The organism is Magnetospira thiophila (assembly GCF_054657015.1).
Genome location: NZ_BAAHXF010000002.1, coordinates 1493453 through 1518122 on the forward strand (window position 1 = coordinate 1493453; position 24670 = coordinate 1518122).

Annotated in this window: 29 protein-coding genes; 13 read left to right on the top strand and 16 right to left on the bottom strand. The window is 63.1% G+C overall.

Annotated elements, in window-relative coordinates:
- Positions 1–27: 27 nt before the first annotated feature.
- From xerD to ACYQ1P_RS16745, 3 genes are read right to left on the bottom strand one after another with little or no spacing between them, the layout of a single operon-like run.
- Positions 28–978, bottom strand: coding sequence for a site-specific tyrosine recombinase XerD (gene xerD, locus ACYQ1P_RS16735; RefSeq protein WP_460021488.1), 951 nt, complete (start codon positions 976–978; stop codon positions 28–30).
- On the bottom strand, positions 975–2738 hold the full coding sequence (locus ACYQ1P_RS16740) for a hypothetical protein (protein WP_460021489.1): 1764 nt from the start codon (positions 2736–2738) through the stop codon (positions 975–977). Before ACYQ1P_RS16740 ends, xerD begins: the two co-directional genes overlap by 4 nt.
- Positions 2719–2859 carry a hypothetical protein gene (locus ACYQ1P_RS16745; RefSeq protein ID WP_460021490.1) on the bottom strand — a complete coding sequence of 47 codons (141 nt, stop codon included), beginning with the start codon at positions 2857–2859 and terminating at the stop codon, positions 2719–2721. The genes ACYQ1P_RS16740 and ACYQ1P_RS16745 overlap by 20 nt, the downstream gene beginning before the upstream one ends.
- 148 nt (positions 2860–3007) lie before the next feature.
- Here ACYQ1P_RS16745 and ACYQ1P_RS16750 point away from each other — a divergent pair, with 148 nt between their 5' ends.
- Genes ACYQ1P_RS16750 through ACYQ1P_RS16760 form a run of 3 tightly spaced genes read left to right on the top strand, consistent with a single transcriptional unit; the run spans position 3008 to position 6038 of the window.
- Positions 3008–3604, top strand: coding sequence for a shikimate kinase (locus tag ACYQ1P_RS16750; protein ID WP_460021491.1), 597 nt, complete (start codon positions 3008–3010; stop codon positions 3602–3604).
- Positions 3601–4722, top strand: coding sequence for a 3-dehydroquinate synthase (aroB, locus tag ACYQ1P_RS16755; RefSeq protein ID WP_460021492.1), 1122 nt, complete (start codon positions 3601–3603; stop codon positions 4720–4722). Before ACYQ1P_RS16750 ends, aroB begins: the two co-directional genes overlap by 4 nt.
- On the top strand, positions 4719–6038 hold the full coding sequence (locus ACYQ1P_RS16760) for an HlyC/CorC family transporter (protein ID WP_460021493.1): 1320 nt from the start codon (positions 4719–4721) through the stop codon (positions 6036–6038). The genes aroB and ACYQ1P_RS16760 overlap by 4 nt, the downstream gene beginning before the upstream one ends.
- Here the strand turns inward: ACYQ1P_RS16760 and ald are convergent.
- Positions 6035–7150, bottom strand: coding sequence for an alanine dehydrogenase (ald, locus tag ACYQ1P_RS16765; RefSeq protein ID WP_460021494.1), 1116 nt, complete (start codon positions 7148–7150; stop codon positions 6035–6037). The genes ACYQ1P_RS16760 and ald overlap by 4 nt on opposite strands.
- 109 nt (positions 7151–7259) lie before the next feature.
- Here ald and ACYQ1P_RS16770 point away from each other — a divergent pair, with 109 nt between their 5' ends.
- The 4 genes from ACYQ1P_RS16770 to ACYQ1P_RS16785 all read left to right on the top strand — a co-directional run bounded on the left by ACYQ1P_RS16770 (position 7260) and on the right by ACYQ1P_RS16785 (position 9464).
- Entirely contained in the window at positions 7260–7532 is a 273-nt protein-coding gene (locus ACYQ1P_RS16770; protein ID WP_460021495.1) for a hypothetical protein, read from the top strand.
- A 134-nt stretch (positions 7533–7666) separates the two neighbouring features.
- Positions 7667–8260: a hypothetical protein gene (locus tag ACYQ1P_RS16775; RefSeq protein WP_460021496.1), complete on the top strand. Its 594-nt coding sequence runs from the start codon at positions 7667–7669 to the stop codon at positions 8258–8260.
- Positions 8261–8266: 6 nt separating this feature from the next.
- Positions 8267–8863 (top strand): TetR/AcrR family transcriptional regulator, encoded by a 597-nt coding sequence (locus ACYQ1P_RS16780; RefSeq protein WP_460021497.1) that lies wholly within the window; start codon positions 8267–8269, stop codon positions 8861–8863.
- A 25-nt stretch (positions 8864–8888) separates the two neighbouring features.
- On the top strand, positions 8889–9464 hold the full coding sequence (locus ACYQ1P_RS16785; RefSeq protein WP_460021498.1) for a DUF2889 domain-containing protein: 576 nt from the start codon (positions 8889–8891) through the stop codon (positions 9462–9464).
- Positions 9465–9472: 8 nt separating this feature from the next.
- Here the strand turns inward: ACYQ1P_RS16785 and ACYQ1P_RS16790 are convergent, their stop codons facing one another.
- From ACYQ1P_RS16790 to ACYQ1P_RS16805, 4 genes are all read right to left on the bottom strand, one after another.
- Positions 9473–9835, bottom strand: a complete 363-nt coding sequence (locus tag ACYQ1P_RS16790; protein ID WP_460021499.1) for a hypothetical protein — start codon at positions 9833–9835, stop codon at positions 9473–9475.
- Positions 9836–9912: 77 nt separating this feature from the next.
- A complete protein-coding gene (locus ACYQ1P_RS16795; protein ID WP_460021500.1) occupies positions 9913–10371 on the bottom strand; it encodes a helix-turn-helix domain-containing protein in 459 nt (152 codons plus the stop codon).
- A 140-nt stretch (positions 10372–10511) separates the two neighbouring features.
- Entirely contained in the window at positions 10512–10814 is a 303-nt protein-coding gene (locus ACYQ1P_RS16800; RefSeq protein ID WP_460021501.1) for a ribbon-helix-helix domain-containing protein, read from the bottom strand.
- Between the two features lie 213 nt (positions 10815–11027).
- Positions 11028–11300 (bottom strand): BolA family protein, encoded by a 273-nt coding sequence (locus tag ACYQ1P_RS16805; RefSeq protein WP_460021502.1) that lies wholly within the window; start codon positions 11298–11300, stop codon positions 11028–11030.
- 133 nt (positions 11301–11433) lie between these two features.
- On the opposite strand from ACYQ1P_RS16805, the gene ACYQ1P_RS16810 reads away from it, so the two are divergent.
- The 5 genes from ACYQ1P_RS16810 to ACYQ1P_RS16830 all read left to right on the top strand — a co-directional run bounded on the left by ACYQ1P_RS16810 (position 11434) and on the right by ACYQ1P_RS16830 (position 16011).
- Positions 11434–12000, top strand: coding sequence for a J domain-containing protein (locus ACYQ1P_RS16810; RefSeq protein ID WP_460021503.1), 567 nt, complete (start codon positions 11434–11436; stop codon positions 11998–12000).
- A gap of 20 nt (positions 12001–12020) precedes the next feature.
- Positions 12021–12860: a class I SAM-dependent methyltransferase gene (locus ACYQ1P_RS16815; RefSeq protein WP_460021504.1), complete on the top strand. Its 840-nt coding sequence runs from the start codon at positions 12021–12023 to the stop codon at positions 12858–12860.
- Positions 12857–14230 carry a phenylacetate--CoA ligase family protein gene (locus ACYQ1P_RS16820; protein WP_460021505.1) on the top strand — a complete coding sequence of 458 codons (1374 nt, stop codon included), beginning with the start codon at positions 12857–12859 and terminating at the stop codon, positions 14228–14230. Before ACYQ1P_RS16815 ends, ACYQ1P_RS16820 begins: the two co-directional genes overlap by 4 nt.
- 39 nt (positions 14231–14269) lie before the next feature.
- Complete coding sequence (locus ACYQ1P_RS16825) at positions 14270–15745, top strand: helicase HerA-like domain-containing protein (protein WP_460021506.1); 1476 nt, start codon at positions 14270–14272, stop codon at positions 15743–15745.
- Between the two features lie 95 nt (positions 15746–15840).
- On the top strand, positions 15841–16011 hold the full coding sequence (locus ACYQ1P_RS16830) for a hypothetical protein (protein WP_460021507.1): 171 nt from the start codon (positions 15841–15843) through the stop codon (positions 16009–16011).
- Positions 16012–16080: 69 nt separating this feature from the next.
- On the opposite strand, the gene ACYQ1P_RS16835 is transcribed toward ACYQ1P_RS16830, so the two are convergent.
- The 8 genes from ACYQ1P_RS16835 to ACYQ1P_RS16870 are packed head-to-tail and all read right to left on the bottom strand — an operon-like array spanning position 16081 to position 23465.
- On the bottom strand, positions 16081–16431 hold the full coding sequence (locus ACYQ1P_RS16835) for a cupin domain-containing protein (protein ID WP_460021508.1): 351 nt from the start codon (positions 16429–16431) through the stop codon (positions 16081–16083).
- Positions 16424–17101 (bottom strand): cysteine hydrolase family protein, encoded by a 678-nt coding sequence (locus ACYQ1P_RS16840; protein ID WP_460021509.1) that lies wholly within the window; start codon positions 17099–17101, stop codon positions 16424–16426. The genes ACYQ1P_RS16835 and ACYQ1P_RS16840 overlap by 8 nt, the downstream gene beginning before the upstream one ends.
- Before the next feature lie 9 nt (positions 17102–17110).
- Positions 17111–18655 carry an ABC transporter ATP-binding protein gene (locus ACYQ1P_RS16845; RefSeq protein ID WP_460021510.1) on the bottom strand — a complete coding sequence of 515 codons (1545 nt, stop codon included), beginning with the start codon at positions 18653–18655 and terminating at the stop codon, positions 17111–17113.
- A complete protein-coding gene (gene biuH / locus ACYQ1P_RS16850) occupies positions 18652–19335 on the bottom strand; it encodes a biuret amidohydrolase (protein WP_460021511.1) in 684 nt (227 codons plus the stop codon). Before biuH ends, ACYQ1P_RS16845 begins: the two co-directional genes overlap by 4 nt.
- Positions 19328–20332: a formamidase gene (locus tag ACYQ1P_RS16855; RefSeq protein WP_460021512.1), complete on the bottom strand. Its 1005-nt coding sequence runs from the start codon at positions 20330–20332 to the stop codon at positions 19328–19330. The genes biuH and ACYQ1P_RS16855 overlap by 8 nt, the downstream gene beginning before the upstream one ends.
- 15 nt (positions 20333–20347) lie before the next feature.
- Positions 20348–21277, bottom strand: a complete 930-nt coding sequence (locus tag ACYQ1P_RS16860; RefSeq protein WP_460021513.1) for an ABC transporter permease — start codon at positions 21275–21277, stop codon at positions 20348–20350.
- On the bottom strand, positions 21277–22341 hold the full coding sequence (locus ACYQ1P_RS16865) for an ABC transporter permease (protein WP_460021514.1): 1065 nt from the start codon (positions 22339–22341) through the stop codon (positions 21277–21279). Before ACYQ1P_RS16865 ends, ACYQ1P_RS16860 begins: the two co-directional genes overlap by 1 nt.
- 2 nt (positions 22342–22343) lie before the next feature.
- Positions 22344–23465, bottom strand: a complete 1122-nt coding sequence (locus ACYQ1P_RS16870; protein WP_460021515.1) for a BMP family ABC transporter substrate-binding protein — start codon at positions 23463–23465, stop codon at positions 22344–22346.
- A 280-nt stretch (positions 23466–23745) separates the two neighbouring features.
- Between ACYQ1P_RS16870 and ACYQ1P_RS16875 the strand changes: the two genes are divergently transcribed.
- Positions 23746–24642: a 3-hydroxyacyl-CoA dehydrogenase family protein gene (locus ACYQ1P_RS16875; RefSeq protein ID WP_460021516.1), complete on the top strand. Its 897-nt coding sequence runs from the start codon at positions 23746–23748 to the stop codon at positions 24640–24642.
- The last annotated feature ends 28 nt before the right edge of the window (positions 24643–24670 follow it).

Below are 24670 nucleotides of genomic sequence, written 5' to 3' on the forward strand. Positions count from 1 at the left end.
ACGCGAAAAAGCGTTTTTTAACGACCGTTATTTTTTACCCTTCATCAGGTGGGCCAGGGGATGGGCCGTTTCCACCAGTCGCTTCAGTCGTTCATCGAGCACATGGGTATAAATCTGCGTGGTCGAGATATCCGCATGGCCGAGCATCCGTTGCAGACTGCGCAGGTCCGCCCCGTGGGCCAGCAGGTGGCTGGCGAAGGAATGGCGCAGCACATGCGGCGACACCCGGGCCGCCGACAGCCCCGCTTCTACCGCCAGTTCCTTGAGCAATTGGGCGAATCGGGCGCGGGTCAGATGACCTTCGCGGGCCGTTGAGGGGAACATGAAGCGGCGCGCCTTGGCCGCCGTCGCACCCTGCGGCAGAAAGCGGTCACGCACCGTCATATAGGCCGCCAGGGCCTGTCGCGCCGGTTCGCTCATGGGGACCAGACGTTCCTTGTCGCCCTTGCCGCGCACCACCAGCACCCGCCCGTCCCGCGACAACGCGGCCACCGGCAGGCCGACCAGTTCCGAGACCCGCAAACCCGTGGCATATAAAATTTCAAGCATCGCGGTGAGCCGCAGACCGTCGCTATTGTCGCGCAGCCGCGTCCTCTCCAACAACCGGTCCACCTCCGCCTCGCTCAAATATTTGGGCAACGGACGGCCCAGACGCGGGCTGTCGATGGCCAGACTGGGATCATCCGGTCGTCGTCGTTCGCCATGAAGAAACCGAAAGAACTGGCGCAGCGCGGACAGCCGTCGGGCGGCGGTGCGCGGGGCCAGTCCCGCCTGGTTCATGTGGGCCAGATAACGCCGCAGATCCTCGGTCGTCGCGGCTTCCGGCGCGGTGCCCAGAAACGCCTCGAAGTCGGCCAGGTCCCGATGATAGGAGTCGAGGGTATTGGCTGCCGCCCCGCGCTCGGCGCTCAACATGTCGAGAAACAACTGCGCCGAGCGGGAGAGCGGCGGACGCGGCGACGGCGGACGGCCCCTCACAGACCGCCCGCAATGGCCGCTTCCACGGCGATGGCCCGGGCGTCCTGGGGCAGGCCGGTCGATTGAAGCGCCCCCACCACCTTATGGAGCACCGGCGGATTGGCCTGGCCTGGCCCGGCTTCGCCCAGCAGAATCAAAGAATAAAGCGCGACTTCGCCGCGTTGTCTGGCGCGCACGGCGCGATCCAGTCCGGTCCAGGCGGCGGCATTGGGCGGCGCGCTCAAAAGCTGTGGCGGGGCGGCCAGAAGATCGAGCCAATAGGCGTCGGGCACGGTCTCCCCGGTCGCTTCGAGCAACGAAAACATCAACGCGGCGCGCCCGAAACCGGCCAACACCGTGGCCCCATCCTCGCGGGACAGGGTGCGGTCGTGCCAGCGGGCCAGATCCTCGGGAGTCCAGGAGGTCCCGATGGCCCCCCCGGCCAGACGGGCCAGTGGCATGAGATCAATCAGCGCCTGCTCGGCCTTGGGATCGGTCCGGGCCGAGGCCCGCAGCAACAGCATCCAGCGGGCCGCCCGGTCGGGCTCCCCGGCGGCCAGAAAGGCGCGCACCGCCTCCGGTCCGAACCAGTCCAGATCTCCGGTCGGCTGTTGATCAATGAGCAAAGCCAGATAGACGCGCGCCGCCTGGGCATGGGAGCCTGCGTTGCGGGCCAGGGAGAGCGCCTCGGCCATGACTTCGGCCCGGGCGGCGGCAATGCCCTGCGCCTGAGCCGCCTGATAGAGCAGCGCCCGTCCGGCGGCACCTCCCAAATCCCGAGCCCGACTCAAAGGATTGCTCATTTCCTCGCGGGTAAACGGATGTTGGACATACAGTGCCCGCAACTGCTCGGTCGCCAGGGCTCCGGCGGCCTCGGCCCGTTCGGCCGCCGAAATCCGTACCGGCAGATCCAGGGTTTCATTTTCAGCGGCCATTTTCAGCACCCCCGGGTCCCGGGTTTCGGCCACCGAAGCGGGCAGCTTCAGCTTGGCCGCGCTGGCCATGGCCATGTGCAACGGCGTCGCCCCAGGCAGGGACTTCAGCGGCTCCGCCCCCCCCGACACCATGGCATCGGTGAGCAGGAAAAAGGCGTCGTCGCGATGCCCGGTCTCGCGCAACAGGGCGATGCTCAACCCCGCCTTGTCGGATTCCCCGGCCAGGACTTGGCAGAACACCAGGGTCTTCTGCCAGAAGGGATTGTCGTTCTGGGATACTTTTTCGGCCGCCAGTGCGCAAGCACGGGGGGCCTCGCCGGTCTGGAACAGGGCGTTGACCTCGTCTTCGGCCAATTTCGAACTGGCCGGAACGGTCGGCAGTTGGCGCAACAGTTCAGCCGCCCCCTTGGCATCGCCCAGAGCCAACAGCGCGCCGATCCGCGCCTCGGCCATGGCTCCGCTGACGCCCTCCCCCGCTGGTGCGGTGGCGGCCGTCTGCAACAGACGCCGCATCAGATCCCGCATGGCCGGCGACGCGGCACGGGTCGGCAGCAGGCCGATCAAGCGGGTCACCGTCGAGCGCTCGGCCCCGACCCAGAGGTCAAACCCCAGACCGCCGTTGCGGGCATTGAGCAGCCCCACGGAATCGGCATCCACCGCGCCCAGGGATTGCGTCTGGATTCCGTCCTGGGGCATCATCGGCCCCGACGGCTGCGCCTCCACGGCAGGGGCCAGCGGCGTCAACCGAATGGGACCGGAACTCTGCCCCAGCGCCGGAACCGCCGTTAAAACACCCAGCGCGACACCCAGGGCCGCCGCCCGACGGCTAGCGCTCGAAGCGGTCATTGGGAATCACCTTCTCGACTTTTGTCACCGGAGCGGGAATATCCCAGGTCACCAGAAAGACACCGCCCCCGACCACCAACAGCAGGACCAGCAGCAGCAGAAATTTGGTCAGACCCCTCATAAAGATGCTCTCCCTCGCTCGAACGGACAATCAGCCGCCTGCACAAATGCGGCGGCCTGTGCTAGGTAAGACCCCAGCAAGACAACTCGGCGGCAGTGTATCCATAGGCTGCCCGCCTTTCAACGCTCCCGGAGGCCCTAACCGCCCGATGACTGAAATAACTTCTCCCGAGACCTTGCGCGAACTGGTGACCCGGCTCAACGGCCGCTCCGTGGTGCTGGTCGGACTGATGGGCGCGGGCAAGTCCGCCGTCGGACGCCGCATGGCGGCGCGGCTGGAACTGCCGTTCATCGACGCGGACGCCGAAATCGAGAAAGCCGCCGGATGTTCCATCGCCGACATCTTCGACCTGTACGGCGAGGAGGCCTTCCGCGACTGTGAACGTCGGGTCATCGCCCGACTGCTCGGCGAGCCCTCGGGCATCCTGGCCACCGGCGGCGGGGCCTTCATGGACCCGGAAACCCGCAAAGTGATCCAGCAATGCGGCCTCAGCCTGTGGCTGCGGGCCAGCCTGGATATTCTGGTCGAACGGACCTCCCGGCGCGACACCCGGCCCCTGCTGCGCCAGGGCAACCCGGCTGAAATTCTGCAAAACCTGATGGATCTGCGCTATCCCGTCTATCAGCAGGCCGATACCCTGATCGATACCGGCGAGGAGAGCGCCGACCATACCACCGAGCTGGCGCTTCAGGCGCTGGCCCGTCACCTCCATGTGCCGTTGCAAGAGGAAGCCCCGCAGCCATGACCGCCCAAACCCTGCCCGTCGAACTGGGCGACCGTTCCTATGACATCCTGGTCGGCGACGATCTGTTGACCCGGGCCGCCGACCACATGCTGCCGGTGCTGCCGCAAAAACGGGTGGTGATCATCGCCGATGAGAACACGGCCCAATACCAGGCTCCCATCGAAGCGTCCCTGCTTGGGGCTGGAGTGGCCGTGGAATATCTGCCGCCGCTCCCAGCGGGCGAAGGCAGCAAGGATTTCGTCCATCTGCAAGCGCTGATCGACGCCCTGCTCGACCGCCGGGTGGAGCGCCAGACCAGCCTGATCGCGCTGGGCGGTGGGGTGATTGGTGATCTGGTCGGATTCGCCGCCTCGGTGGTGCTGCGCGGCCTGCCGTTCATCCAGGTGCCGACCAGCCTGTTGGCCCAGGTGGACAGCTCCGTCGGCGGCAAGACCGGCATCAATACATCGCACGGCAAGAATCTGGTCGGGGCCTTCTATCAGCCGCGATTGGTGCTGGCCGACATCGGCACCCTGGACACCCTGGACCCCCGGCAACTGCGCGCCGGATATGCCGAGGTGCTCAAATACGGATTGATCGACGATCCGGCGTTCTTTGAATGTTTGGAGCAGAACGGCGGGCGTGTTTTGTCCGGGGATCGGGAAGCCCGCCGCCGGGCGGTGCTCACCTCCTGCCGGGCCAAGGCCCGGGTGGTCGCCGCCGACGAACGGGAATCTGGACAGCGCGCCCTGCTCAACCTGGGCCATACCTTTGGCCATGTGCTGGAGAAGCTGTGCGGTTACGGCGATCGGTTGTTGCATGGCGAAGCGGTGGCGCTGGGCATGGTGCAGGCGTTTGATCTATCGGTCCGCCTGGGGCTGTGCCCGCCCGCCGACCTGGCCCGCCTGCGTGCCCACCTGACCGCCGCCGGTCTGCCCACCGGCATCGGCAATCTGAAGGACTCCTCATGGAGCGCCGATCAGATGCTCACCCTGATGGCCTCGGACAAGAAGGTTGCCGAGGGCCGGGTGACCTTCGTGCTGGCCAAGGGCATCGGCCAATCGTTCCTCAGTCGCGACGTGCCGCCCGATGTGTTGCATAGGATGCTAGCGGATTACCTCAACGGAGACGGTTCATGATCACTTCCCTGATCGTCATTTTCATCCTGCTGTTGTTGTCGGCGTTTTTTTCCGGCTCCGAAACCGCGTTGACTGCGGCCTCCCGCCCGGTCATGCATCGGATGGAACAGGGCGGTGACCGCCGCGCCGCCATCGTCAACCGGCTGCATGCCAACAAGGATCGGCTGATCGGAGCGATTCTGCTCGGCAACAATCTGGTCAACATCATGGCTTCGGCGGTCGCCACCGGCCTGTTGATCGAGCTGTTCGGCGCGGCGGGTATCGCCTATGCCACCCTGGCCATGACCTTGTTGGTGTTGATTTTCGCCGAGATTCTGCCCAAGAGCTATGCGTTCCGCAAAGCCAACGGCGTCGCCCTGCGCATCGCCCCGCTGGTCGGCATTCTGGTCTATCTGCTGGCCCCGATCACCATGACCCTGCAATGGGTGGTGCGCGGCACGTTGCTGATGTTCGGGGTCCGCCTGGAGACCGACGACGCCCTGGGCCGCAGCGTCGATGAGTTGCGCGGAGCCATCGAACTGCACGAGGGCACCGCCGAAGACGAGGAAACCATCCGCCGCGAACGGGCCATGCTGCGCAGCGTGCTGGAACTGCAAGACGTGGAAGTCGGTGAAATCATGATCCATCGCAAGAACGTGGTCACCCTGAATGCCGATTCCCCACCGCAGGAAATCGTCGATGCGGTGCTGTCCAGCCCCTATACCCGACTGCCCCTGTGGCGCGGAGAACCGGACAACATCATCGGCCTGCTCCATGCCCGCGCCCTGCTGCGAGCCGTGCGGGCACAGAACGGCGGATTGGAAGGGCTGGATGCCCTGGACGTGGTGGAAGTGGCCGCCGATCCCTGGTTCATTCCCGAGACCACGACCCTGCACGACCAGCTTCAGGCGTTCCGCAAACGGCGCGAACATTTTTCGCTGGTGGTGGATGAATACGGTGCCCTGCTGGGTATCGTCACCTTGGAAGATATCCTGGAGGAAATCGTCGGCAACATCGACGACGAGCACGACATCACCTTCACCGGAGTCACCCGGGATACCGACGGCTCGCTCCTGGTCAACGGGTCGGTGACCATCCGCGACCTCAATCGGAAATTCGAATGGCGTCTGCCCGATGAGGAGGCCTCCACCGTCGCCGGATTGATACTCCATGAATCCCGACGCATTCCGGAAGTCGGCCAGTCGTTCCTGTTCCACAATTTCCGCTTTGACATTCTCAAACGGCAACGCAATCAGATCACTGAAGTACGGATCATCCCGCAGAAGACCGCCAAGGACGAACCGGAAGCCCTCACCGAAGAAAGGCCCATCGCCTAAACAACATCCTGCGCCGCCACATAGGGCAGCCCCTGGGCTTCGGCCACCGGGGCACAGGTCAGTTGGCCGTCGTGCAGGTTCAATCCGGCCCGCAAGTGGGGATCGTCGCGCAACGCCTGCCGCCAGCCTTTGTCGGCCAGGGTCATGGCCACCGGCAAGGTGGCGTTGTTGAGCGCCTGGGTCGAGGTGCGCGGCACCGCACCGGGCATGTTGGTGACCGCGTAATGCACCATCCCCTGTTCCACATAGGTTGGCTGATCGTGGGTGGTCGGGCGACTGGTTTCGAAACAGCCGCCCTGATCAATGGCCACGTCCACCAGCACCGATCCCGGGCGCATACCGTCGAGCATGCCTCGGGTAACCAGTTTCGGGGCCGCCGCCCCGGGCACCAGCACCGCCCCGATGACCAGATCCGCCCCCTGCACCGCCTGCTCCACCGCCTCAAGGGTGGCAAACAGGGTTTTCAGGCGCGGCCCATAGAGGTCGTCCAGAGCGCTTAAACGGGCGCTCGATTTGTCGAGCACGGTGACGTCCGCCCCCAGTCCCAACGCCATGCGCGCCGCCTGGGTGCCGACCGTGCCGCCGCCGAGAACCGTCACCCGCCCCGCGGCGACGCCGGGCACGCCGCCCAACAGTATCCCCGAACCACCGCGTTCTTTTTCCAAACATCCTGCGCCGACCTGGGTCGCCATGCGCCCGGCCACCTCGCTCATCGGGGCCAGCAGGGGCAGACCACCGCGACTATCGGTCACCGTTTCATAGGCAATGGCGGTGACCCCCGAAGCCAAAAGAGCCTGAGTCTGGGCCGGATCGGGGGCCAGATGCAGATAGGTGAACAGCAACTGGCCCGCGTGCAGGCGGGCGATCTCCTGGGGCTGCGGTTCCTTGACCTTGACGATCATCTCGGCGCGGGCGAAGACCTCCTCGGCGCTGTCCACCACTTCGGCCCCGACCGCCCGATAGGCCGCATCATCGCAGCCAATGCCGTCCCCGGCCCCGCTCTCAACGATCACCCGATGACCGTGGTGGTGAATCGCCTCGCGGACGCTGCCGGGGGTCATGCCGACCCGGTATTCGCGGACCTTGATTTCCCTGGGCACCCCGATCAGCATGGCAGATCCTCCCTTTGCATCGCATGGAAAGCGTTGACCCCGCCCGCGGAAGGGCGAACAATCAACATCAGACAAGTATAGCGCACCCGGATGATATGGGGATGAACTGATGAGAAAGATACCGCTGGTCCTTGCCGTTTCCCTGTTCGCCCTCCCCACCCTCGCCGCGCCGGGCGAACAGACCGCCGATTCCGGCAAGCCGTTGGCCATCTACTGCAATTCCGTGCCGCATCTGGCGGTGCAACGGTCCGACTCGGTGGACAACTGGGTGCGCATCTGCACCATCTGGCTCAATGCCACCCAGAACAAACTGAGCGCCGAAGAGGTGCAGGAAGCGCTCCGCAAACAGGCGGAGACGCCGGACGGCAAGAGCCCCCAATAAGCCGCGACCGACCAAACCGGAACCCCATGACATGGATTCAGTCCGCACGCCCACAGTCGCAGGGTCGGAACTTGACAAGTATGTGATTGATCACTTACATGAAGGCTTCCTGCTCTTCCAACTGGAGACCGACCATGTCCCGTTCCCTGCCCTCCGCGTTGCTGTTGCTTGCCCTGCTGATCCTGCCGCTCGGCGCGCCCGCCGCGCAGGCGGCCGACCCCATGCAGGGCATTCCCGAGTCCATCAAGCAGCAAATGATGCTGATGACCCCCGAGACCCGCCAGCGGGTCATGGCCCTGTCACCGGAAACCCGGCAGACCATTTTCCAGGTTTTTGCCAAACATCAACGGCAGTCGACCATCACCCTGCGTCAGCTCATGCATGAAATTCAGAGCGATTTCAGCGCCGTTCTGACCGGCATTCTGACCGACAACGGCGAGTTGGCGGCCATGGCTGCCCGCAGACTGGCCGACCATCGCATCCCGCGCGGCGGCATGTTGCCGTATCTGCCCGCCGATACGGTCAATGACGAAACCCTTGGCGTGTTGACTTCCATGAACGAGGTGGTGGAAGGTGGTGCCTTGAAGATCGCCGATGCTGCCGACAAGGGCGACATGGCCGGAGCGGCCACCCATCTGTCGGAAATCGTCGGCGGCTGCGTGTCGTGTCATGCCATTTTTCGTGGCATTCCCGGGCGCAGTGAAAATGTAATGGACAGTCCCAAATGAGCGCCAATGACTCGCAAACCGGCGGCACAACGCAAGGCTGAAATGATCGAGGCGGCCCTCCGGCTGGCCGAAGAGGCCGGTCCGGAGCGGCTGACCACCACCGCCATCGCCCAGGCGGTGGGCCTGTCCCAGGCCGCTGTATTCCGGCATTTTGCCACCAAACAGGCGATCTGGAGCGCGGTGGCGGCCCATCTCAGTGACCTCATGCAGGCCCGCTGGTCACAGGTTGCCGCGCAGACGCCCCAGGGATTGCAGCGCCTGCAAGACCTCGCCGAGGCGCAACTCCACATCATCGCCGCCACCCCGGCCCTGCCGGCGATCCTGTTTTCCCGTGAGCTGCATGTGGAAAATGCGGTTTTGCAACAGCATTTCCTGTCCCTGGTCAAACAGTTGAACCACCATTTGGTCCGGGCCGCCGAATTGGCCCTTGCCGAGGGCTCCCTGCCCACCCGCACCCCACCGACGGACGTTGCCGCGCTGACTCTGAGCATCATTCAGAGTCTGGCCTTGCGCTGGTCGCTGAGCGGTCGGCAATTTGATCTGGTCCGCGAGGGGCAACGGCTGCTAAAGGTGCTCATCCGCAACCTGCAAATGCCCGAATAGCGCCCCCTCCCAGGAGAACCGCCCCATGTCCCTGTCCAAGCCGCAGCCGCGCCGCCTATCCCATACCCGCGAGATTGATTGCCGGGGCTATCAGCGCGACGACGGGCTATGGGACATCGAGGCCCGGCTGCTCGACATCAAATCCTACTCCTTCGACAACCAGGACCGGGGCGGCATCCGGGCCGGGGAACCCATTCACCTGATGCGGGTCCGGGTGACCCTGGACGAGGAACTGACCGTGCATGACATCGAAGCGGTGACCGAGGCCGCGCCCTTCACCATCTGCCCCGAGATCGCCCCGGACTATGCCCGGCTCAAAGGGGAACGGATCGGACCGGGCTGGGTCCGCAAGGTACGCGACAAGATGGGGAACCGCCAAGGCTGCACCCACCTGACCGATATGCTCACCGGCCCTATCGCCACCACCGCCTTTCAGACCATCATCGCCACCGGCCACCGCCGGGAAGCCCCGGAGGACGACCAGGGCCTGCCCCGGGTGGTCGATACCTGTCACGCCCTGACCGCCGAAGGCCCCGTCGTCGCCCGCCTGTGGCCCAATCTCCCGAAAAGTGCCCGCTCGTTGTCCCCCGACGAGACCTGATCGCAAATCTATCCTCCGAAATTCGCCGGGGGCAGGGCCGCCAGGACGCCCCGCCGTCGACGCAGGCTGTCCAGACCATCGCTGCGGTCGCGCGATGGAGTGTCCGTCAGATGCAGATGCAGGGTCACCGGGCCATTGAATACCAGCCCTCCGGCCAAGGCACTCCATAGTCCGGCACCCCATAGACTGGCACCCCATTGACTGGCCGACGCCGCACCAAGCGGCGCGCGCACCGGCCCCGCGACGCCGCCGCCCGGTGCCCCGTCGAGGTCTCCCGTCCGACCGCCGTGGGTGTCTCCGTTGTCGTTGCACCCCGCCGCCTCGGCCAACACACGGCGTACGGTTTCCAGATCCTTGTCGCCGTCCCTCAAGGCACACCTCGCGATGCAATCATGTGAATAACATATCTATTCACATATCGCACCACGGGTCAAGAACGTAATAGGAACTATCCGGCCAGTCCAATCAGGTCCTGCAAGGAGTCTGCGCCCAGCACCGAGGCCGGATCGGCCCCGCCGTCGCGTGCCCGCAGTGCCAGACGATAGACCGCCATCAGCAGCGCCCCCTTGCGCGCCGGGTCGATGTGCAACTGGCGTCGCTGTAAAAATCGCTCGGTCTCGACAATCACCAATTCCATCAGGGACTCCTCCAGCGGCGGCGGAGAATTCCCCGCCGTGCGCAGCGGACCCTGCCCCAGCGCCAGCCAATCCAGCCGCACATCCAAGGCCCGTGACAGGGCGACCATGGCCTGAAGCCCGGGTTGCGATTCCGCCGACAGATAGCGTTTGAACTGCGACAGGGACACCCCGGCCAGACTGGCCGCTCGGGCCTGTGACCCGGCCAGGGACACCAGCCGCGCCAACCGGTCCGCCACTCCTGTCAGCCCGTCGCCCCCCTTGCCCGGCATGCATGTCCTCCCCTGAAACGGTCGCGACGGCACGCGCCGCTTCCGGCCCATCGGACCTTATTCATCACCGGCTTGACAAGGGGTCAAATATGGACTATATGGTTCATATTTGAAGCAGGAGGCCGCCAGGACGTCCGAACCTAGGACGTCCGAACCGGCAGAAGCTCCTGAAGCAGATGACCCGCCTGATCGGAAGGATGGGATTTAGGATCGGGGGAGAGTTGGGTTTTGCGGCAGTAGGCGGTGATAAAGGCCCGTACGGTGGAGGTCCGGCTGGAATTGGTGCGGTTCGAGTCGATTTGACTGCAAAGTTCGTGGATGGAGATCCGTTCCCGCTGGCAGATTTCCTCCAACGCTGACCAGTTTTCTTTTTCCAGGCGGATGCTAGTCCGGCGTCCATGGACGGTCACGTTTCGTGTCACCAGTTTGCTCTGTATCCACATCACTCGCGTTGCGCCCCCCTAAATCCCCCCACATCACAGAGAACGATGGTCAGAGACATCTCCCCTCGACTGAACAACACTGTATGTTGCCCTGTGATATTTGTCTTTAATATGAAAGTTGTACTTAAAACCCCGTGAATTGCAACCACAAAAAAGAAACCTTGTTAAGGTTTCTCTCTTATTGCAATCAAATGGGACGAAAAAAAGCGGCAGTCAGCCCGCCTCGCCGGGGGTCTGGGTCGACAACGACAGGGCATGCACCGGACCGGCCAGTTCCTCGGCCAGCAAGCCATAGACCAGGCGCTGACGCTGCACCCGTGACTGCCCCTCGAAGGCCGCCGATACCACGCGCAGACTGAAATGACTCTCGCCCTTGGGATTGGCTCCGGCATGTCCGGCATGGCGGTGGGACTCGTCGATCACCTCAATGAGGGTCGGAGCCAGGGCTTCGGTCAATTTCGTCCGCATGGTTTCGGCTACGCTCATGATCTTGTCCTTCAATATAATAAAATATCAACCGCGCGAGCGGCATCTTACCGCCTACAGGTGGGGTCGGAAAATCATTCCGTCAAGCCACCGTCATCTTGCCTGAAACCGGGCGACGGCCCATTATGCAAGTATGGTAGGAAGACGCAGAAAATCAGATGGTCGGTTCTTCGAACCGGACGACCCGGAGACACCCCGTTGCGAATGGCCCAAGTGCCAGGAAGCGGGCCTGTACCGGGCCCCCCGGTCGCGCGACAACATCACCGAATACCGCTGGTTCTGCCTGGACCATGTGCGGGAGTACAATGCCGCCTGGAACTATTATGCCGGCATGGATGAAAACCAGGTGGAAGCCGATTTGCGGCGGGATACCATCTGGGACCGTCCCACCTGGCGCTGGGGCACCGGCCCCCGGGTCAAATCCGGCCCCACCATCGACGACATGGAAGATCCGTTCCGTTTTTTCCGCGACGACGAAGCGGAAGAGGACATCAAGCGCCCCCGGCAGGGCACTCCGGAAGCCCTGGCGCTGCGTGAATTGGATCTGCAAGCACCGCTGACCCTGGAGGTCCTGCGCGCCCGCTACAAGGAACTGGTCAAACGCCACCACCCGGACGCCAACCAGGGCAACAAGGACTCCGAGGAACGTTTCAAACGCATCAATGCCGCCTATCAGACCCTGATCAGCAGCATGCTGTAACAGCCCCCATGGGAGCCGTCATGACACTTTCGGTCCCTTCCTCGGCATCCCCCTGGTCGCGACACGCACGGCAATGGTCCCATGTGGGCAGTCCGCTGCGGCCCATCTCTGAGGACTGTCAGCTCTATTGGCGTTTGCTTGCCCCCCTGATTGTCGATCTGGATGCGCCGAAAATCATGATGATGGGTGTCACCCCGGAATTGGCCCTGCTGCCCTGGCCCCGCCAATGCCACTTGACCGCCATCGACCAGAATCCAGACATGATAGCCCGGGTCTGGCCCACCGGGTTGCCGCCCTGCGACAATGAGGCGATCTGCGCCCAATGGCAACATGTCCCCCTGAAAGACGCGGCCTTCGATCTGGCGCTCGGTGATGGCGCCCTGACCACATTAAGCAGCCCCGATGAATACCTGTCGGTCTTTCGGGAACTGCACCGCATCCTCCGCCCGGGCGGTCGCGTTTTCCTGCGCTGTTTTGTCCGTCCGGAGGCGACGGAGACCCTCGACCACATTTTCGCCGACCTTGAGGCCAACCGCATTGGCTCCTTCCATGTGCTGAAATGGCGGGTTGCCATGGCCTTGCAAACACGCTTCTCCGAGGGAGTGGCGGTCGCCCTCATCCGGGAAAGCCTGTGCGACCGCCTGCCGGATCGGGCGGCGGCGGCCGGGCGGTTGGGTTGGCCGGAAGCAGACATCCAGACCATTGATGCCTACGAAGGCTCAAGCGCCATTTACACCTTCCCGACCCTGGCGGAAATCGAGACCACACTCGAAGGGCGGTTCCAGATCTCCGGCGTCGTCACCCCCACCTATGAGTTGGGCGCGCGCTGCCCGCTGATTCAGTTGGAGCGCCGACCATGAGTTTCCTCGATCACCTCCCCCCCGGCTGGAAGGTCCGCCCGGAAGCCTTCATTCCCGGCGTGACCTGGCTCAGGGTGCCCCACCTCGGCTTGGCCCCGTTGATCCACCTCTGTGAAGCCCTGGACAGGACCGAATGGGACCCGACGGAAGTCCTTCTGCGGCGGCAACTGGTTCAGGCGCGGGCGATCCTGCATGTGGCGCGTCAGCAGTCGGCGCATTATCGGCACAGCTTGGCGGGCATCGACATTGAGGCCACCTGCCGCTCCTTGGAAGCTTGGCGCAGACTGCCCCTATTGACCCGAGACGCTCTCCAGAGGGCGGGCGACAAGATTTTTTCGGACCGGCTTCCGGCGGGGCACAAGGTCGGCGGACAGGTCAAAACCTCGGGCTCGACCGGCCAGCCGGTGACCGTCCGCAAGACCAATATTTCCGATCTTTTCTTCCAGGCCCTGTCCATCCGCCACCACTTCTGGCACCGCCGCGATCTCACCGGCAGGGTCGCGGTGATTCGGGCCAAAATGCAACGCCAGCAGCATCCTTCCTGGGGTGGCGGAATCGCGCAGTTGTTCCGCACCGGGCCGCTCGCCACCCTGCCGTTTATTGACGTGGCGGCGCAACTGGCGTTCCTCGACGAATTGCAACCGGATTTTCTGCTGACCTATCCGTCCAATCTGCGCGCCCTGCTGGATGCCTCGGCGGCCCGGAATCTGACGTTCCCCAAGATGATCGAGGTCACCACCATCGGCGAAACCCTGTCGGCGGACCTGCGCGATCGCTGCCAAAGCCAGTGGTCGGTAAAGACGAGCGACCTCTACAGTTCCGAGGAAGTGGGCAATATTGCCTTTCAATGTCCAGACAGCGGGCTGTACCACATCATGGCGGAAAACCTGATTGTCGAGGTGCTGCGAGACGACGGCACCCCCTGCCAGGCGGGCGAAACCGGACGGATCGTGGTCACCGATCTGCACAACTTCGCCACCCCGTTGATCCGCTACGACATCCGGGATTACGCCGAGGTCGGCGGGCCTTGTTCCTGCGGCCGCGGCCTGCCAACCTTGTCACGAAATATGGGCCGCTCCCGCAATATGTTGCGCACGCCGGAAGGGGAAATCCGTTGGCCGCTCACCGGATTCCATGACTTCCAGGGCATCGCGGCGGTACGCCAGTATCAATTCATCCAATCGGAATTGGACCTCATCGAGGCGACGCTGGTAGTCACGGAGCCGCTCACCACGGCACAACGGGACGCCCTGGAGCGGGTCATTCGGGACTCCCTGCACTGGAACCATCGGCTGAATCTGCATGAGCAGCGCGACCTGCTGCCGGTGGCGGCCAACGGCAAGTTCGAGGATTTCATGTCCCGGCTGTGAGATGTATCCTCTTCGGACTCACAGAACAGGGGCACCTCCATGGATAACGATTCGGCGATCTTTCTCGGCCTGGGGGACGGGCCGGTCCATCTCAATCTGCGCTACGCCAACCGGCACGGCCTGATCACCGGGGCCACCGGCACCGGCAAAACGGTCACCCTGCAATGTCTGGTCGAGGGTTTTTCCAGCCAGGGGGTGCCGGTGTTCCTGGCCGATGTGAAGGGCGATCTGTCGGGGCTCTGCATGGCCGGCAAGACCGACGGCAAGCTGGGCGAGCGAGCCGCCAAAGTGGGATTGTCCGACTATCGGGCCGAAGCCTTCCCGACCGTGTTCTGGGACGTGTACGGCCAACTCGGCCATCCGATCCGCACCACGGTTTCCGAGATGGGACCGCTGCTGCTGGGCCGACTTCTGGACCTCAACGACATTCAGGAAGGGGTGCTTCAGGCGCTGTTCGCCCTGGCCGATGATCAGGGGTTGGCGCTGCTGGATCTCAAGGATCTGCGCGCCCTGCTCAATTTCGCCCAGGAAAACCGTAAGGAGCTGGAAAAGACCTACGGATCGCTTAGTTCCGCGTCTGTCGCCGCCATTCTGCGCCAGTTGCTGGTGCTGGAACGCTCCGGCGCCGATGGCTTCTTCGGTGAACCCGCTTTGGATGTGGCCGAGTTGATTCGCGGCGACCGTTACGGAAAAGGTCTGGTGCATATCCTGCAAGCCGCCGAACTGGCTCGCAGCCCGAGACTCTATAGTGCGGTCCTGCTGTGGCTGCTGTCCGAACTGTTCGAGGATCTGCCCGAGATCGGCGACCCGGACAAGCCCAAGCTGGTGCTGATCTTCGACGAAGCGCATATGATGTTCGACGACGCCCCGCGCGTCTTGTTGCAACAGGTGGAACAGGTGGTGCGGCTGATCCGCTCCAAGGGGGTCGGAGTCTATTTCGTCACCCAGAATCCACTGGACATTCCCTCCGATGTGGCCGGGCAGTTGGGCAATCGCATCCTCCATGCCCTGCGTGCCTTCACCGAAAAGGACCGCAAGGCGGTGCGTGCCGTGGCCCAATCCTTTCGCGAAAATCCCGCCTTCGATGCCGAACAGGTGCTGACCGAACTGGGGCTCGGCGAGGCGTTGGTGACGACCATCGAAAAGAAAGGAACCCCGACCATTGTCCAGCGCACCTTGTTGCGCCCGCCTTGCTCCCGGATCGGCATGGCCACGCCCGACGAACAGGCCGCCGGACAAAAATTCAGCCCCTATGCGGGCCGCTACGAGACCGCACTGGATCGGGAATCGGCCTACGAAATCCTGAGCGCCCGGGCCGATCAGGCGGCTCGGACCGCTGCTGAATCCGAAACCCGAATGAAGGAGACTCGGGCCGCGCCCCGGCCGACCTCACGCAGTTCGAACCGGCAAGGCGTCGGCGAGGCCCTGGTCAAAAGCGCCGTGCGAGCGGTCGGCAGCCGACTGGGCCGTGAGATCGTCCGTGGCCTGCTCGGCTCCCTGTTTAAAGGCCGTTGAAGCGTCCGAATCCGGCCTTCCTCCATCGGGTTATTCCCCTTGCGCGCCGACAGGTCTACACTCGGCCCGACCTCAGCCATGTCGGGACAAGGCGCATGAAAATTGAAAAAAAAGATGCCCAGGATTTCTGGTTTCAGATGACCCGCGAGGAAGTGCAGATCGTCTTCAAGGCCCTGCACATGGCGGCCACCAATACCGATGACAAGTTGCTCAAACATAACATCAAGGAACTCGCCGAGAAGATGACCGAGGTTATCACCCAGTGACGCCCCCCCGCCTCAGTCACTCATGCGCATGTCGCCGGTTCCGGCACAATGCGCAAATGATCCGACGATTCAAAGGAACTGGACCGGCGCGTCCCAGACGGCGAAGACCAGACAGCCGTCCGCGCTCTGGACCCCGTGAACGCTGTCGGGGGGATTGACGACCAATGACCCCGCCCGATGGGTGCCGTTGTCGTCGCTCTGCGATCCCTCAAGAACGAAGATATACTCGAAGGCCGGATGACGATGGGCGGGCACCACGGCCCCGGGAGCATAGCGCAGGAAGGCCGAGGAGGGTCCGTCCGGTTGCTCGGGCCGATGAACCCAACTGATCTCGATCCCCTCGCGGAAGGCTTCCCAATCCCGGTCATGGCAGGGGCCGGGGTCGGTCAGCAGGCCCGGGAACGACAACGGCTTATGCATCGGCTTTTTCCAGTCCGCCTAGCACCGCATCGAGGGGGGCCGTCCAGCCGACGATGGCCCCCTGCGCCGTGATCATCTCCAGGGTCGCCGCCTTGAAGTGGGGGAAATAACTGCCGGTGCAGTCCTCCACCAACAGACACTCGAAGCCCCGGTCGTTGGCTTCGCGCATGGAGGTCTGGACGCAGACCTCGGTGGTCACCCCGGCAAACAGCAAATGGGTGATGCCCTTGTGGCGCAGAATCTCCTTCAGTCCGGTGGCGTAAAACGCCCCCTTGCCCGGCTTGTCGATGATCGTCTCTCCGGGCAGCGGGGCCAGGGAGGGCACGATATCGTTACCCGGCTCGCCGCGCACCAGAATGCGTCCCATGGGACCGGTATCGCCGATGCGCAGTTTGCAGCTTCCCCGGTCGCGCTTGGCCGGGGGGCAGTCGGACAGGTCCGGCATATGGGCTTCGCGGGTATGGACGATTTTCATCCCGACCTTGCGGCAGGCGGCGAGCAAAATCTCGGTTGCCGGGACCACCGGGGCCAGCAGGGAGACGTCGTTGCCCAAGGTCTCGCCGAAGCCGCCCGGCTCCAGAAAATCCCGCTGCATGTCGATGATCACCAAGGCGGTGCTGGCCACCTCAAAGGCATATGGAAAGGGCTGGGCACGTTCGATGGTCGGCATGGGGGCTCCTCAGTGTCCGGCCATATGACGACCGATGACCGTCAGGTCGGCCTCGGCGATGGGGGTTTCATAGGCCAATTGGCCATGGAACATGACACCGATGCGGTCCGACAATTCCAGGATTTCGTCCAGGTCCTCGCTGACCAGAAGCACCGCCACGCCGCGATTGCGGGCTGCCATGATCTGACCCCGGATGTCGGCCACGGCGGCGAAATCGAGCCCGAATACCGGATTGGCGACCACCAGCACATCCACGTCGCCGGACAATTCCCGGGCCAGTACGGCGCGCTGCACATTGCCGCCCGACAAGGTGGCGATGGGCGAATCCGCAGACGGACATTTGACGTTGTAGCGGGCAATCAAATCCTGGGCCGCTTGGCGCATGGCCCGTTTGTCGATCCACCAGTTGCCGCGCGCCTGGGGCGGGCGATCAAAAGTGCGAAAGGCCAGATTCTCGGTGACGCTCATGCGGGCCACGCAGGCATTGCGCAACGGTTCCTCGGGCAGGCAAAAGACCTTGTGGCGACGCATCTCGGCCCGCGTCGCCCAGTAGTTTTCCCCATGCACCGCCATGCTGCCCCCGGTAGGTTTGCGTTGCCCGGACAGTACCTGGACCAACTCCTTCTGACCGTTGCCGGAAACTCCGGCAATGCCGTAGATTTCACCGCCGCGCAGAGCCAGACTGACCCCCGTCACCGCCGGATGGCCGGTGTCGTCGTCAGCACGGATGTTCTTGAGTTCGAGGCGGACCGCGCCCGGTGCGGTGTCCTGCCGGGCCATGCCCGCTGCGACCGTATCGGCCCCGACCATCATGCGGGCCATGTCGTCGGGTGTCAGTTCGCCGGTTCCGCCGCCGCCCACATAGCGGCCCCGTCGCAGCACCGAAACCTCATCGGCGAAGGCCATGACCTCGCGGAATTTATGGGTGATCATCAACACGGTCAGGCCGTCGTTGCGGGTCATGTCGCGGATCAGCCCCAGCACCTCGTCGGCCTCGCCCGGGGTCAGCACCGAGGTCGGCTCGTCGAGAATCAAGAATTTACAGCCCAGGTAGAGCTGCTTGAGGATCTCCACCTTCTGCTTTTCCCCCGCTGCCAAGTCGCGGGCGCGGGTGTCCAGCGGCACCCGAAACGGCATACGGGAGATGAACGCCTCGACGATGGCCTTTTCCCGTTTCCAGTTGATGATCCGGGGCAGGTCGCCGCGCGGCAGCACCAGATTTTCCAGCACTGTCATATGGGGGACCAAGGTGAAATGCTGATAGACCATGCCGAGGCCCAACTCGTAGGCAATCTGCGGATTGTCGATATCGTATTCATGGCCGCCGACCAGGATGCTGCCTGCGCTGGCCGGATGGAAGCCCATGGCGCATTTGACCAGGGTACTCTTGCCTGCGCCGTTCTCGCCCAGCAGGGCATGGAAGCTGCCTGGGGCCACTTTCAGGGACACGTCTTCGAGGGCAGTGAAATCGCCGAATCGTTTGGTCAGGTGCAGCACCTCCAAGCCGATGGGATGTTTGGCATCATGGACGATTTCGACCATCGCGGCGCTCATGGCAACCCGGCAATCAGGTCTTGCGAGGTGGCCACGGCACCGAACACGCCGCCCTGCATTTTCACCATTTTGACCGCATGGTCATGATTGCCCTGATCGGTGGCCCCGCAGCAGTCTTCCAGCAGCACGCATTCAAAACCCCGGTCGTTGGCCTCGCGCATGGTGGTATGGACGCAGACGTCGGTGGTGATGCCGGTCAGAATGAGGTTTTCGATGCCTCGGGTACGCAGAATCAGTTCCAGGTCGGTGGCGCAGAACGAGCCCTTGCCCGGCTTGTCGATAATCGGCTCGCCGTCCATAGGGTAGAGTTCGGGGATGATGTCCCATCCCGGTTGACCGCGCACCAGGATCTGACCGCAAGGCCCCGGGTCGCCAATCCCGGCCCCAATCTGCTGCGAGCGCCAACGTTTGTTGGCCGGCAGGTCCGACAGGTCCGGACGATGGCCCTCACGGGTATGGATGATCAGATAGCCCTTGGCGCGCAGGGCGGCGAGCAGCGTCTTGATCGGCTCGATGGGCGCGCGGGTCATGGAAATGTCGTAGCCCATCTGGTCCACATAGCCACCGATGCCACAGAAATCGGTCTGCATGTCGATGATGATCAAGGCCGTGTTGTCGGGCTGCAAATCGCCGTTGTAGGGCCATTTGTAGGGGGTGGAGTTGATGTAGGTCTCAGTCATGGGGGTTCCCTTTGAAGTCGCGGGTCGGTTTCTCAAAGCCGCAGGAAGTACCATCGGTGACTTTCACGTCATCTTCCCAGGGCAGTTTATATTGACCGGCCATCAGGTCCTGCATGTAAGTGTAGGGACAATCCCGTGCGCCGCCACGGACCGCCACATAGGCCCGGTGGCCGAACTGATAGATATTGTTTTCAACGCCCCATCCGATGCGCGCCTCGCGGACCAGATCGGGGCGCACCTCGGCGGTGATGATCTCGTCAGGACGCCCGCCACCCTGGGCCAGCAGAGTACCGTCAAAATTGACAATCATGCCTTCACCCATGGAATCGAAGGTCCCATCGGAACCGCACATACAGACGTTGGCGGTCACCATCAGGTTACAAAAGGCATTGGATTGGTTGGTGAACTTCCAGCTTTCCCGTACCGGCGCCGTATAACCCGCCGTGCGGATCATGATCTCCGCGCCCTTATAGGCCGCCTCTCGGGCCATCTCCGGGAACATGCCGTCATGACAAATAATCAGCGCGATCTTGGAGCCGTTAGGTCCGTCGCAGACCGGGATTCCAATATCGCCGGGCTCCCAGGGCTCCACCGGCACCCAGGGGTGCAGCTTGCGGTAATAGAGCTGAATTTCTCCTTTGTCGTCAATGATCAATCCGGAATTGTAGGGGTTGCCCTCGGGGTTCAATTCCATGATCGAGAAGCAGCCCCAGATGGTGTTGTCGATACAGGCCTGCTTGAAGGCAGCGACCTCGGGGCCGTCGAGGGCGCACATGATTTCCGGGTTGGTATCCATGGATAAACCGTGTAGGGCGTATTCGGGAAAGACCACCAGATCCATGGTCGGCAAGTTACGCCGCGCCTTGGCCACCATGGCTACGATTTTGTCGGTCTGCGCCGCCAATTGCTGCTTGGTTTCGACCACCGGCAATTGGAGCTGCACCATGCCCAACACCACGCCGTTGGGGGATTTGTTGAGACCGCCAAGTCCGCTCATTCCTTTTCGTTCCTTCTATCTGGTGACGCTCAATTCGCCCGGTGCTCCGGCAAATCTCCGGGTCGAGGAGGAAGTGAGGATCATGATACCGAGGGTGAGGATGTAGGGCGCCGCATTGAACAGGTAGTAGCCATGGGTGATGCCGACCGCCTGCAAGGCCGGACCCAGCGCCCCGGCCCCGCCGAACAGCAGCGAGGCATAGAAGCAATAGAGCGGGTTCCAGCGGGCGAAGATGACCAGCGCCACGGCGGTAATGCCCTGACCGCTGGATAGGCCCTCGTTCCAACTGCCCGGGTAATAAAGCGACAGAAACGAACCGCCGACCCCGGCCAGAAATCCGCCCGCCATGGTCGCCAGGAGGCGCACCCGCTCGACCGAGAACCCGGCGGCGCGGGCGGCATCCTCGCTGTCGCCGACGGTACGCAGCATCAGCCCCCAGCGGGTGCGATTGAGAAAAAATATTATGGCCGGAGTCAGCAGCACCCCGACGATGAACAGCACGTTGATTTCCAGCGCCGAACGAATCTGCGCCACGTCGCTCCACCAACCCAGATGCAGGGCGGGCAGGTTGGGGGCCTGCGGCTGGATGAACCCCTTGCCGAGGAAGAACGCCAGCCCGGTGCCGAACAGCATCAGCGCGATGCCCAGGGCAATATCGTTGACCTTCGGCATGTTGCAGATCAGCGCATGAAGCAGCCCGAAGCCGCTGCCAACGGTCCCGGCCACCAGCACCCCGAGCCACGGCGAGCCGCTGAGATAGGATACCGCATAGCCGGACATGGCCCCCATCACCAGGGTCCCTTCCAGGCCCAAGTTGATGCGGCCCGACCGTTCGGTCAGGCATTCGCCCAGGCTGACCAGCAAAAAAGGCGTGGACACCCGAATGGCTCCGGCGAAGATGGCCAGCGGCACCGTCCACAGCCCCAGATCGCCCACAACCTCCATCACGCGGCCTCCCGTGGCTTGAAGATCTTGAAGCGGCCATACAGGGTCTCGCTGGCCAGGATGACCACGAAAATGATGCCTTGCAGCACCATCACCGTGGCGTCGGGCAGATCCAGCCGCCGCTGCAATAGCCCGCCGCTGGCATCAATACCCCCCAACAGGATGGCCACCGGAATCACCGCCAGCGGATTCTGGCGCGCGAGGAAAGCGACCAGAATGCCCGTATAGCCGTAGCCTGCCGCCAACGGCGCGTTGGCCGCCCCATGTACGGCGGCGACCTCGACCATGCCCGCCAACCCGGCGGCGGCCCCGGCGATGAAACAGGTGATCAAGAGCAACCGCCCCACCGGCAGCCCGGCCATGGCGGCAGCGCGCGGGTTGCCACCGACCATGCGCGCCCCAAAGCCGAAGGTGGTGCGATACATCAAGACATAGGCCCCGATACAGAACAGGATGCCAAACACCAGCCCCCAATGCACATCCATGCCCGGGATAGCCCCGATCATGTTGGCCTCGCCAATGGACGGCGTGGACGGCTTGTTGAGACTGGCCGGGTCTCGCATCGGACCGGAAACCATGTGGTTGAGAATGGCGATGGCGATATAGGTCAGCAGCAGACTGGAGATGGTCTCGTTGACCCCCCGGTAATGGCGCAAGGCCCCGGACAGGGCGATCCAGCTCCCTCCGGCGATCATGCCCGCCAGCGCCATCACCGTCTGCACGACGAGAGGCGATGCCCCGTCTGGCAAGGCCAGTCCGGCAGCCACCGCCACCAGTCCGCCCATCACCAAGGCCCCTTCGCCGCCGATGATGACCAGCCCCAACTGGGCGGGCAAGGCGGTGCAAAGGGCGGCCAGAATCAACGGCGCGGCCCGTTGCAGGGTATTTTGAATGGAAAACGCGGTTCCGAAGGCACCCTTATACATCAGCGCCAGGACCTCCCAAGGATCGACCCCGGCCAGGGCGACGAAGATCCCGAACAGGATCATCGACACCCCCAGGGCCGCCACGGGAAGGAAAAAGGCTTCCGAAGCGGCGAAAAATCGGTTCGGAAGCCCGCTCATCCTCATGCGCCGCCGATGACGCCCTTGACCAGCCAGTCCATGGATTCCAGCCAGATATCTGTCTGGCCGTGGGAGTCGCCCGCCGGGATGATGGTCTTGCCGTCGTTGGTTTCAATGGGGCCTTTATAAATCACCATGTCACCGGCCATGAACTTGGCCTTTACCGCGTCCGCGTGCTGGCGGGCTTCGGCAGACGCCGCCGGACCGTAATCGGACATCTTGACGATGCCTTCCTTGAGGCCGCCGCGCACCAGATTGGGGATGGTCGTGCCTGCCGTGAACATATTGACGTAATCCGTATAGACCTTCGACCAGTTCCACTCGGCCCCGGTCAGATAGCCGTTGGGAGCCAGCGGGGCCTGGGAGGCGTGATAGCCGCAGGTGAACAGGCCGCGCTTTTCAGCCGTCTCCACCACCACCTTGGGGCCGTCCACATGGCAGGTCACCACGTCGACACCCTGGTCGGCAAGGCTGTTGGTGGCTTCCGCTTCCTTGACCGGCATCGACCATTCGCCGGTGAAGATCACCTGACAGGTGATGGTCGGGTCCACCGACTGGGCCCCGAGGGTGAACGAATTGATATTGCGCAACACCTGCGGGATCGGCTTGGCGGCGACAAAACCGAGTTTCTTGGTCTTGCTGGCATAGCCCGCGACAATGCCGGAGATGTACTGCGCTTCGTCAATATATCCGAAATAACTGCCAGTGTTCTTGGGGTGCTTGTCGGCATTCCACAAGCCGCCGCAATGCAGGAAGGTCAGATCGGGATACTTCTCGGCCATTTTCAGCATGTGCGGATCGAAATAGCCGAACGAGGTCGGGAACAGCAGGGTCGCGCCGTCCAGATTGATCATGCTCTCCATGGTCTTCTGAACGGCGACGGTTTCGGGAACGCTTTCCTCCTCGACCACCTTGATGCCGGGCAGACCCTTCAGCGCCGCCGCGCCTTCTGCATGGGCCTGATTGTAGCCGTAGTCATCACGCGCCCCCACATAGATGAAGCCGACCGTGGTGGTCGCCGCCAGGGCGTGACGCAAGGGCGACAGCGAGGCCATGCCCAGAGCGCCGGTGGCCGCGAGACCGCGCAGGAACAGGCGGCGATCAATGAGAGGAAGTTGAGCCATGTTGATTCTCCGATTCGCTGAATGGGGGACGCCCCACTCTCTGGCCTTACAGTATCAACGCCTCATCGCCTCGGAATACTGCTATTTTATTCTCGTTACGATGCAATATTTGCAGCGGTATTCAGAAACCTTGCGCCGCAACAAAAATGAGCCATACAAATTTGTGCGTCTGCACAAAAAAATATTGCGGTTGCGAAAAAATTTACTATGGTCGATGTAGGATAGCGTCGCCATATACAAGGCCACGCCGGTTAAATGACAGGGCAAGGGAGGCAGAGCCATGAATATTCAGAGCGTCGGCATCATCGGCAGCGGCACCATGGGGCTGGGAATCGCCCAGGTCTGTGCGCAGGCAGGCGTCCCCACGGTCGTCGTCAAGGCGACCCCGGGCGATGTGGAAAAACCCCTTTTGAAATTGAAGGGCTCTCTGGACAAGGCGGTCGAGCGCGGCAAGATGGAAGCCACCCTGCGCGACACCATCTTGAACAACCTGACCCTGACCGATCAGGAAAGCGCCGTTGCGGATTGCGATCTGGTGCTTGAATCCATTGTCGAGGACATGGACATCAAGAAGGCGCTGTTCCAACGCCTGGAGGACATCTGTCGACCGGAGGCCATTCTGGCGACCAATACCTCGGCCCTGTCGGTCACCGCGATGATGGCGGTCTGCAAGCACCGTGGACGCTTCGCCGGCCTGCATTTTTTCAACCCGGCCCCGGTGATGAGTCTGGTCGAGGTCATCCATGCTTTCGAGACCTCCGACGACACCCTCCGCTCCCTGAATGCGTTCTGCAAACAGATTGGCAAGTCCCCCGTGTCGGTGCAGGACACCACGGGCTTTATCGTCAATCGCCTGCTGACGCCCTACATGCTCAATGCCATCCGCATGCTGGAGCGAGGCACCGGCACCATCGACACCATCGACCAGGCCATGATGACCGGGGCCGGTGTGCCCATGGGGCCGTTCGCCCTGGCCGACTACATCGGCCTGGACGTGGTCATGGCCATGTCGCAGAATATTTTCGATGACGTGCGCGAAAGTCACCATGCCCCGCCGCATACCCTGGTCCGGCTGGTGCAACTCGGCTATCTGGGCCGCAAGACCGGCAAGGGCTTTTTTGACTACTCAGTCAAGCCGCCGATCAGCAACCCGCAGCTGATTCACCCGGTGATTTAGCACGCCACCGAGATCCGGTGCCTGCGTC